This is a genomic window from Paenibacillus forsythiae T98 (assembly GCF_000520735.1).
Taxonomy (GTDB): domain Bacteria; phylum Bacillota; class Bacilli; order Paenibacillales; family Paenibacillaceae; genus Paenibacillus_AQ; species Paenibacillus_AQ forsythiae.
In genome coordinates this window covers 1-8,093 of record NZ_ASSC01000421.1, presented here as the reverse complement: position 1 = coordinate 8,093, position 8,093 = coordinate 1, and the positions used below count along the sequence as shown (strand labels likewise).

Annotated in this window: 12 protein-coding genes; 5 read left to right on the top strand and 7 right to left on the bottom strand. The window is 54.7% G+C overall.

Going from position 1 to position 8,093, the window contains the following annotated elements:
* The 5 genes from L692_RS0113625 to L692_RS0113605 form a co-directional block, all read right to left on the bottom strand.
* Positions 1-441: ATP-binding cassette domain-containing protein (locus L692_RS0113625; protein ID WP_025700662.1), on the bottom strand; the 441-nt coding region annotated here is incomplete at its 3' end.
* A gap of 1 nt (position 442) precedes the next feature.
* Positions 443-1,153, bottom strand: coding sequence for a GTP-binding protein (locus tag L692_RS0113620; RefSeq protein ID WP_025700660.1), 711 nt, complete (start codon positions 1,151-1,153; stop codon positions 443-445).
* A gap of 3 nt (positions 1,154-1,156) precedes the next feature.
* Positions 1,157-2,149, bottom strand: coding sequence for an ABC transporter substrate-binding protein (locus L692_RS0113615; protein WP_025700658.1), 993 nt, complete (start codon positions 2,147-2,149; stop codon positions 1,157-1,159).
* A 205-nt stretch (positions 2,150-2,354) separates the two neighbouring features.
* On the bottom strand, positions 2,355-2,945 hold the full coding sequence (locus tag L692_RS0113610; RefSeq protein ID WP_025700657.1) for an AAA family ATPase: 591 nt from the start codon (positions 2,943-2,945) through the stop codon (positions 2,355-2,357).
* 34 nt (positions 2,946-2,979) lie between these two features.
* Entirely contained in the window at positions 2,980-3,903 is a 924-nt protein-coding gene (locus L692_RS0113605; protein WP_025700656.1) for an AEC family transporter, read from the bottom strand.
* Positions 3,904-4,062: 159 nt separating this feature from the next.
* Between L692_RS0113605 and L692_RS0113600 the strand changes: the two genes are divergently transcribed.
* The 3 genes from L692_RS0113600 to L692_RS0113590 all read left to right on the top strand — a co-directional run bounded on the left by L692_RS0113600 (position 4,063) and on the right by L692_RS0113590 (position 5,166).
* Positions 4,063-4,305 (top strand): hypothetical protein, encoded by a 243-nt coding sequence (locus tag L692_RS0113600; protein WP_025700654.1) that lies wholly within the window; start codon positions 4,063-4,065, stop codon positions 4,303-4,305.
* A 100-nt stretch (positions 4,306-4,405) separates the two neighbouring features.
* Entirely contained in the window at positions 4,406-4,849 is a 444-nt protein-coding gene (locus tag L692_RS0113595) for a GNAT family N-acetyltransferase (RefSeq protein ID WP_025700653.1), read from the top strand.
* Between the two features lie 80 nt (positions 4,850-4,929).
* A complete protein-coding gene (locus L692_RS0113590; protein ID WP_025700652.1) occupies positions 4,930-5,166 on the top strand; it encodes a DUF3892 domain-containing protein in 237 nt (78 codons plus the stop codon).
* Positions 5,167-5,228: 62 nt separating this feature from the next.
* Here the strand turns inward: L692_RS0113590 and L692_RS0113585 are convergent, their stop codons facing one another.
* On the bottom strand, positions 5,229-5,966 hold the full coding sequence (locus tag L692_RS0113585) for an MBL fold metallo-hydrolase (RefSeq protein ID WP_025700650.1): 738 nt from the start codon (positions 5,964-5,966) through the stop codon (positions 5,229-5,231).
* Between the two features lie 201 nt (positions 5,967-6,167).
* Between L692_RS0113585 and L692_RS0113580 the strand changes: the two genes are divergently transcribed.
* Both L692_RS0113580 and L692_RS0113575 read left to right on the top strand, forming a co-directional pair.
* Positions 6,168-6,725 carry a hypothetical protein gene (locus L692_RS0113580; protein ID WP_025700648.1) on the top strand — a complete coding sequence of 186 codons (558 nt, stop codon included), beginning with the start codon at positions 6,168-6,170 and terminating at the stop codon, positions 6,723-6,725.
* 93 nt (positions 6,726-6,818) lie between these two features.
* Positions 6,819-7,175: a DUF1292 domain-containing protein gene (locus L692_RS0113575; protein WP_025700647.1), complete on the top strand. Its 357-nt coding sequence runs from the start codon at positions 6,819-6,821 to the stop codon at positions 7,173-7,175.
* 132 nt (positions 7,176-7,307) lie between these two features.
* On the opposite strand, the gene L692_RS0113570 is transcribed toward L692_RS0113575, so the two are convergent.
* Positions 7,308-8,093, bottom strand: a 786-nt coding sequence (locus L692_RS0113570) for an Orn/Lys/Arg family decarboxylase (RefSeq protein ID WP_025700645.1), incomplete at its 5' end; no start/stop codon positions are given.

Sequence of the window (8,093 nt, the reverse complement as noted above, 5' to 3'; positions counted from 1 at the left end):
GAGCGCGGTCAGCGGGGTATCCGGCAGGATCGGCTCGCCGGTCAGCCGGTTGGCCTGGGTAACGACGCTGTCAATCAGCTCATCGAGTCCCGTCTCGTCAAAGTTGGTATCGCGGCATTCCGCATGCAGCGTAATGAACTCCGCTACCGTGGCGTCCATCACAAAGTTCATATTCTGGGACAGCTGGGCAATCAGCTTCCGTCCCATGTCGAACCGGATCTCGGGTGCGGGCGGCTGATCGTTAATCAGGATGCATCGGCCGCTTGGCGTATCCCGCTGGGCGATGTACTCGATATCCGCCAGCAGCCTGCTCTTGCCCGAGCCGGTCGGTCCGACGACGGCAACCAGGTCGCCCGGGACCAATCTTAAGTTGACATCCTCCGGTTCGCCGGATTTGGATCGGCCGCCAAGAATCGTAATGGATTGAATATCCTCCATCATGTCAGCTCACCTCCGGGCGGGAAACGTCCGGAATGGCGATGCTCTTGACGTTGCCCATTTGATAGTCGTGCCCGATTCTCGTTTCACCCAGGCAGTAGGAACAGACTGCCGCCGGCATCGAGAAACGCAGCTTCCGGCCGTCCAGATCGTCAATATCCTCCGCCTGCGCAAGCAGGGCGCCGAGGCGCTCCTTGCCCTGTCCGGTCAGGCCGTTGATGTGGAGAATCTCCGCCCGGGCGTTCACTTTGCGGACCTGGTACTGGAATACCTCGCGCTCGGCCTGGGAGACAATGTCTCCCTTTGTAATGGCCACGATATCGGCCTGTTTCAGCAGCGGCCCCATCTTGGTCGGCGTATTCGCACCCGATAAATTATCAATGACACAGACCGCCAGAGCACGGCGGATAAAGGGCGAGCAGCGGTTGCATAGACCGGCGCTCTCGCTGATCAGAATATCGAGTCCCAGCGATTGTCCCCAGCGCGCGCAGGCTTCGATATTGGTTACAAAATAATGGTCCGGGCAGAGATTGCCGGCAAGGCCGAGAAGCACCGGCACTTCTTTGGCGCGGTATCGCTCATCATCCTTGGAGGCAACGCAGTCGAATTTAACGACGCCTGCTTGAAGCCCCTGCTCCTTCAGCCAATCGATCACACGCAGAAGCATGGAGGTTTTGCCACTCGACGGCGGACCCGCCACGGTTATGAGCTTCATATCCTATTCCCCCTGTTCGAACCCTTTGTTAAAGGCGGCGTTCACCGCGTCCGTCTTGGCCTGAATATCCTGGTTCCAGACGAGATCCCAGCCCATCCACAGCAGCTTGCGCGGGGTAAGCCCGGATGCCGCCGAGGGATGAGGCGATGGGAAGAAGGCCTGTTCGCACAGATCAGCCGTCTCCTTGCTTGTGAAGAAGGAAGCCAGACGTTGCCCGCCCGCCGATGCGTTCTTCTTGACCAGCAGGAACACCGGACTGGCGATCGCGCCTTCTTCCGGCCAGATAATATTGACTTTTTGCTTCTTGCGGATCATGTTTGCATAAAAATAGGGCATCACGTATAAAGCCGTTCCGGCCTCATTATCGGTCCCCGCCAGCTTAGCCATCTGGCCCGGGTGAAGTCCCTGGCGAACCGAGCGCCCGAGACCGGTCAGCATCTCTTCGCCGAACTGCTCGCCCAAGGTTAGCAGCACCGTTTCGCAAAAGGTGCCGTTATGGCCTCTCATCGTGACCTGCTTCCGGTACACGGGATTCAGCAGATCGCTCCAGGAGCTCGGCTCGGGAGTATCGCCCAAACGGGCGGTATCGGCCACAATGACCAGAGGATTCACACACATTAACGTGACTCTCCCGGTCGGGTCCTGCATATCGATTTCCGCGAACCGTTCATTTGGAGCGTAGCCCGCAGCGTCGGCGAATACAGCCTGATCGAGAAACCGGCTCCGAAACTCCCGATGGAAGAAGCTGCTGATTCCCGGTGTAATGACGATATCCGGCAATTCGTCTGCGGATTGAAACTCATTCACCGTTTTATAGAAGTCGCTCTGATTCGCATTTCCCTCAAATTCCAGCTCTTCCGGGTCCAGATCAGACCAGAGCCCCGAGCTTTGCTGATGCAAAAAGGTTTCTTCAATCGGCACCTTAAGCGGGCAGGGCAGCATGGCAAGCAGGTGGCGGGGCAATCTTTCCTGTTCTTGAGCCGTTCCACTATTCATATTTTATTCATCCTCTCGTGGCCTTTTTTTCAAAATACGCGGGTAATTTACGTTTAATTATAAATAGTAGTGATTTGATTCACAATTTGCGCAAGGCCGAAATGTTTGACAATACTACAAACATTCCCTTATTAGCATAATTTAGACCTTCTGGAAATATAGGGGGAATCTGAGGCGAGGCGAGGATAGGACGGACCGGGAGAGGTTATTCCTCCGGATAGACAAACCGTTCGATGGCGTCCGCAGCCAGGGCCGGATCCGTTCCGGAATTGTCAAAGTGCAGGATGGAGGAGGAAGGGAGCGGCCAATTTACCGTGCGGCTGACAAGCGAGGCGCGGAAGACGTCCCAGTGGCGCAGCTTCCAATCGTCCAGCTTCGAGCCTCTGGCGGCAATTCTTTCCTTATAAAGCGTCTCGTCAGACAGGCTGACGATGATCGCTTTGACCTCCACATCGAGCAGTGATCGGCCGATTCGCGACAGCTCGCGAGCAATCCACCCTTCATCTGCGGCTTCTTTTGTAAAAGGGCCGACTACGATGCTGTCCACATTCAGCTTGACGTTGTCCAGAGCGGCATCCATTGTAATCCGGTATCCCAGATCGCGGCACAGCTTCTTGTAGTCTTCCGAATCCCGGTCGGCAGGGTCAAGTCCATGGAGCGTCATGATCGCTTCCGCAGCCGGCCGCAGCAGGATATCCATGTCGAAGAAGGCCGCTTTTCGCCGGGCTGCCAGCGCTTTGGCCAGCGTCGTCTTGCCTGCCCCTGCTCCCCCAAGGAAAAATACAAGCTTGTTCATCAGCTACTCCCCCTTGTGTATGGTTATTCTTATCTTACCCTAACGTTCGGGCCAGCGTAATTAAACCGGTAATTGTAATGACGTTCAGCAGCGTGGAAATCAGCACAGTCTGGGCCGCGAAGTCCGGCTCGTTATTATATTCCTCGGCCAGCAGCGAGGCGTTCACGCCGGTCGGCATGCCGGAAGCGATAATCAGCGCCTGGGCGGGCATGCCCTTGATGCCGAGCGCAAGCACGAGCAGAATGCCGATCGCAGGAGCGGCGAACAGGCGCAGAAGGAGACTTAGGTAAATATCGACCCGGGCCAGCCGAAGCGGATACTTGACAATCTGCGCTCCCAGCGTAAGCAGCGCGACCGCGACCATCGATTCCTGAGCATAGGTTAGCGGCTTGGAGATGAACAGGGGCAGCGGCACGGAGAAGGCGTGAAACGCAAGTCCCAGCACCAGCGCGTATGGAACGGGCATTTTCATAAATCCGATGAGGACGATCCGGTAATTGCCCTTAAGCTTGGCCCGCTGAATGGAAATAACCCCATAGGTGAAGGTGAGCAGGCTTTGCAGCGCCATAATCAGCGATTGAAGCGAAGCGGCGAGAGCGTCTCCGTGAAACGCCAGCTCGTTGACCGGCATGCCGTAGTTGCCCGCGTTATCCAGCAGCACGCTATTCGTAAATGCGGCCTTCATGCCCGTTTTGTATTTTAGGAAACGTGTAAGGATAAAGGACAAAATATAAAGAATGCCTATGTACAGGGCATAGAAACCGACCACCATTCCGAGCAGGGACGGGGACATTTTCGAGAGGTACATGCTCATAAACACCGCAGCGGGCGTTATGTAGTAGAAATTGATTTTGGCCAGCGTATACAAATCCAGCCGGAACAGCCGCTGAAGCAGCGAGCCTGCGCCAATCAGAATGAACACCGGAAGCACAACCTGAAGCAGAATCTCACCAGTCATTAAATCCTCTCTTTTCGTAGATATTCATAGGGTCAAACGTGTTCATTATAGCATAGATTTCCTTTCGGTCAGAGTCTGAGTTATAAAACATTCCGGCTTCGTTAAAACTGTTATCAGAACCTGCATGACCTGTGGATCGAGAGAAAGGAGGGCGGACGGATGAACAAAAGACAACTGGGATGGCCCGCCGCCTTCGGCGCGCTGCTGCTGGCGGCCGGCTGCATGTCCGTAAGCGGAATGTCCACGGAGCCTGCGCACCCCGCTTCTTTGGATATGCCGAATCTCACAAACCCCGGACGGGGGCTTGGAGAAGAACGTGATCCGCTGGCGCCGATTATGAAGGACGTATATTCGGAATCCATTCCGGGTGACGTCTACTCGGATGGCTGGAATGGCCGGTAACTGCCCATTTGCTGCTGTTCTCTTACCGATCCGGCTATACAGCCTGGAGGGATTTTTAGTATAATAGACCGACTTGCTGGAGAGAGGGGCACTGAGAAGGATGGCGGCGGAGATTGTGCGCGTTACAACGGAGGAACAGCTGCAGCAGGGGCTCGATATTCGCAAAAAGGTGTTTGTCGAAGAACAAAAGGTTCCTGTGGAGGAAGAAATCGACCCTTTCGACAAAATTGGCCCGGATGCGTATCACATGCTGCTAATTGACGATGGGGTTCCCGTTGCCACGGGAAGATTAACCTATTATAGAGAGGGCACCGCGAAGATGCAGCGGATCGCCGTGCTGAAGGAGTACAGAGTCAAGGGCTACGGCCGCGTGCTGCTGCTTGCGCTTGAGGAACTGGCCCGGGAGCTCGGACTTGAGACCTCCATTCTGGACGGACAGTGCCAGGCCGAGGACTTCTACCGCAAGCTTGGCTATGAAGTGATCTCGGAGAAGCCGTTCTATGATGCCGGAATCCTGCATGTGCGGATGCAAAAAAAATTGTAAAGGCGCATATCCGTCACGCCTGCTGGACACGCTATGATGTGCCTTGTATTTGGCAAATCTGGATTCAGGAGCGTGTTCATATGTCGAGCGTGGAACGGGAACATTTTGTGGCGGTACGGAAGAACGGCGACGGCGATCTTGCCTCCTTTCAGACCTCGACGGGCCGCGTGTTGAGCTACGAGCAGGCGTTGCAGGAGATTCAGGCGGGAGCCATCGCCGGCGTCAACATCTTCAAAGGGAAGGACGGAGCTCCCCATATCCGGGGGGATGCCGACGGCGATCCGACCAATAACCTCGATCAACTGCCGTCGTTTTAAGCGCAGGATTACGGTAAGGGACTATCCGGCAGGCCGAAAGGCCGGGATGGTCCCTTTTTTTATCAAAGGTCATACATGACATGCTGCTCCACAAAATCCATTCCCGACGTCCGCCCGATGTAGTCCGGCTTCTCGTCGCCGTAATGCATCAGGGAAATCCGGCTGCGAATATCCGGGGGGAGGCTCTTCAGTTCTTCCAGGGTGGCATGGACGACGCCCGCTCCTTCCAGCTGGCAGTCGTGATAAATTTTACGGCAGCCCCCGCCGCGTACAAGATTGGTCAGGAACTCCGGCTCGAAAGTCATGTCGGCGCTGTAAAATACCTCTTCGTTCAGCATGAGCGAATAGCTGTCCTTGCCCGGAATGTGCGGCGTCCGGATCAGGCGGACGGTGATTTCCGGCGAGAGGGAATACACCGTGTCCGGCTTCAGTGTCCGGACATGAAACACGTCTTCCAGCGACGTAATGAGGCCCTCCTGGTACAGCCCGCCCATCAACGTGTGCTCCCACAGCGGATCGACGAGCGCTTCGGGGAGCAAGAGCGTCATTTTGCGGCCGGTTGTATGGCGCAGGGTCAGCGCCAGCTCCTCAAGCCCGCCGACATGGTCGGCATGCAGATGGGTAATGAGCGTGGCTTCGATTTCATCGAAGGAACGCCCCAGCTCGTGCATGGCCAGCGGAGCGGTGATGCCGCAATCGATCAGCAGGGTATAATCGCCGTCCATCAGCAGGGCGTTGTTGTTGAAATAGTTCTTGGCGAAGGCGCTGCCCGTTCCGAGCATTTGCAGCTTGACAGTCATGAATGATTACCTCCCGGGTTAGCCGTCTAGGATATAGTATCAGCCATTTGTAAACGCATGATGAAGCCGGTGTTCTTCTTTTTTCCGGCCGGTGTTGCCGCCATAGCTAGTCCAATAAAAATTTGCCCCGTCAGCCGCAACTTGCCTATGCGGATGAAGTATATATTAACAGCATGAATGAGTTATGGAGGTTCAAGGGTTATGAAAAAAAGATGGAGAAAAGTTGCGGTTTGCGTAATGGTCTTTTCGCTGATGGGCGGTTCCCTGTTATTTGCCGACTCGGTCTATCAGAAGGTGCGTGTATGGAGTAACGGCAGGGAAATCCCGGACGGCGGCTACTTAATCGACGGGAAGACGTATGTTCCCGCGCGGGAGATCGACGGGCTGGTCATTTGGACCGACTCCGGCAGGGTAAAAATTATTAAACCGAATGTGCACATATCCTTGTTCAAGGGCGATGCCATTTTTGGTAATGTCAATGTGGGCAAGCTTAAATTTAAAGCACTCTGCCAGGTGGATAGCCTCTCCGGCGATATTGCGGGCGTGAAAGTATCGATTATCGATCCTTCCGGCAACATCAAGGACCTTGATTCCCGGGATCTGGACAGCGACCAGAAGGACAACTTCTGGTTCTCGACCAAGGAAATAACCTACGACTTCAAGGAAAGCGGCAAGTACCGGGTTGGCTTCTACATGAAAGCGACCCGTAACGGCGACTACTCGCTTGTGTCCGAAAAGGTCATCACCGCCCTGAATTAATGCTTTTTGCGGATGCCTGTAAATTGACCTGAACTTGTCTTACGTGTTAACATACCAAATGTAGGATAATTCAATTCAAAGCGAGGTATTTTAATGAGCGATCACAAACATGAGCATGGCGAAGCATGCTGCGGCGGACATGGCCATCATCACGGGCATGAGCATGGTGGCGATGGATGCAGCTGCGGGCACAACCATGAGCACGAGGAGTTTGTGCTGACCTTGACGAACGAGCAGGGCGAAGATGTGGAAATGGTGCTGGTTGAAACGTTCGACGTAGCCGATAAGCTCTATGCGCTGCTGCTGGAACGCGAGAACCCTGAAGCCGACGGCATCATTTTGCGCATGGAAGAGGAAGACGAAGAAATGGTGCTTTACAATATCGAAGACGAAGCGGAATGGAAAGCTGTGGAAGAGGCTTACAACGAACTGCTTGCCAAGCAGGGATAGATTCGGACAAGATATAGAAGTCGGATCTGCTTCATCGGCGCCGACTGAAGAAAACCCGATACCTTATGATCAGGTATCGGGTTTTTGCATGAGCAATCCGGAATAAGGGCGAAGCTTGCACATTCCGACAGCTTAGAATATCGGGTCGGCTTCGACGATAACCTTGACATGATGGAGTGTGCGGTCCTCCGGTCCCTTGACAGGCAGGCCGATCTCCACATGGTCGAGAATATAATCAATGTTATCCTGCGTAATGACCTCTCCGGGAAGCAGTATCGGGATACCCGGAGGATAGACATAGATGAATTCGGCGATAATCCGGTCTGCCGATTCCTTGAACGGCACAAGCTCCGTATCCGCATAGAAGGCGTCGCGCGGAGTAAGCGCAAGCTGCGGAATCTCGGGAACCTGCACCTTGAGCTCGTAGATATCGCCCTTGCCGTAATGGATGGCCGACAATACCCGCAGGGCAGACAACAGTTTATCTACGGACTGCCGGGTATCTCCGGGCGTAATTAGGCAAAGAATGTTATACATGTCGCTCATTTCGACTTCGATATTATATTTCTCGCGCAGCCAGTTCTCCGCTTCCCAGCCGGTAATGCCCAGATGGCGCACATGGATGCTCAGCTTGGTAGGGTCATGGTCGTAGGTGGCTTCCGTGCCCAGGATCTCGTTGCCGAAGCTGTACAAGCCTTCGATTTCATTGACCGCTTCCCGGGCATACTTGGCCAGCTCGATCGCATGCTCCGCCATATCATGGCCGTTCAGCGCGAGATGGCGCCTGGCCGTATCCAGCGAAGCAAGCAGGATATAGGAGGTTGAGGTTGTCGTCAGCGTGCTCAGCATTGTCTGCACACGCTGCGGGTTAATGAGACCGGTGTCGGCATTAACATTGAGCACCGAGCTCTGGGTCAT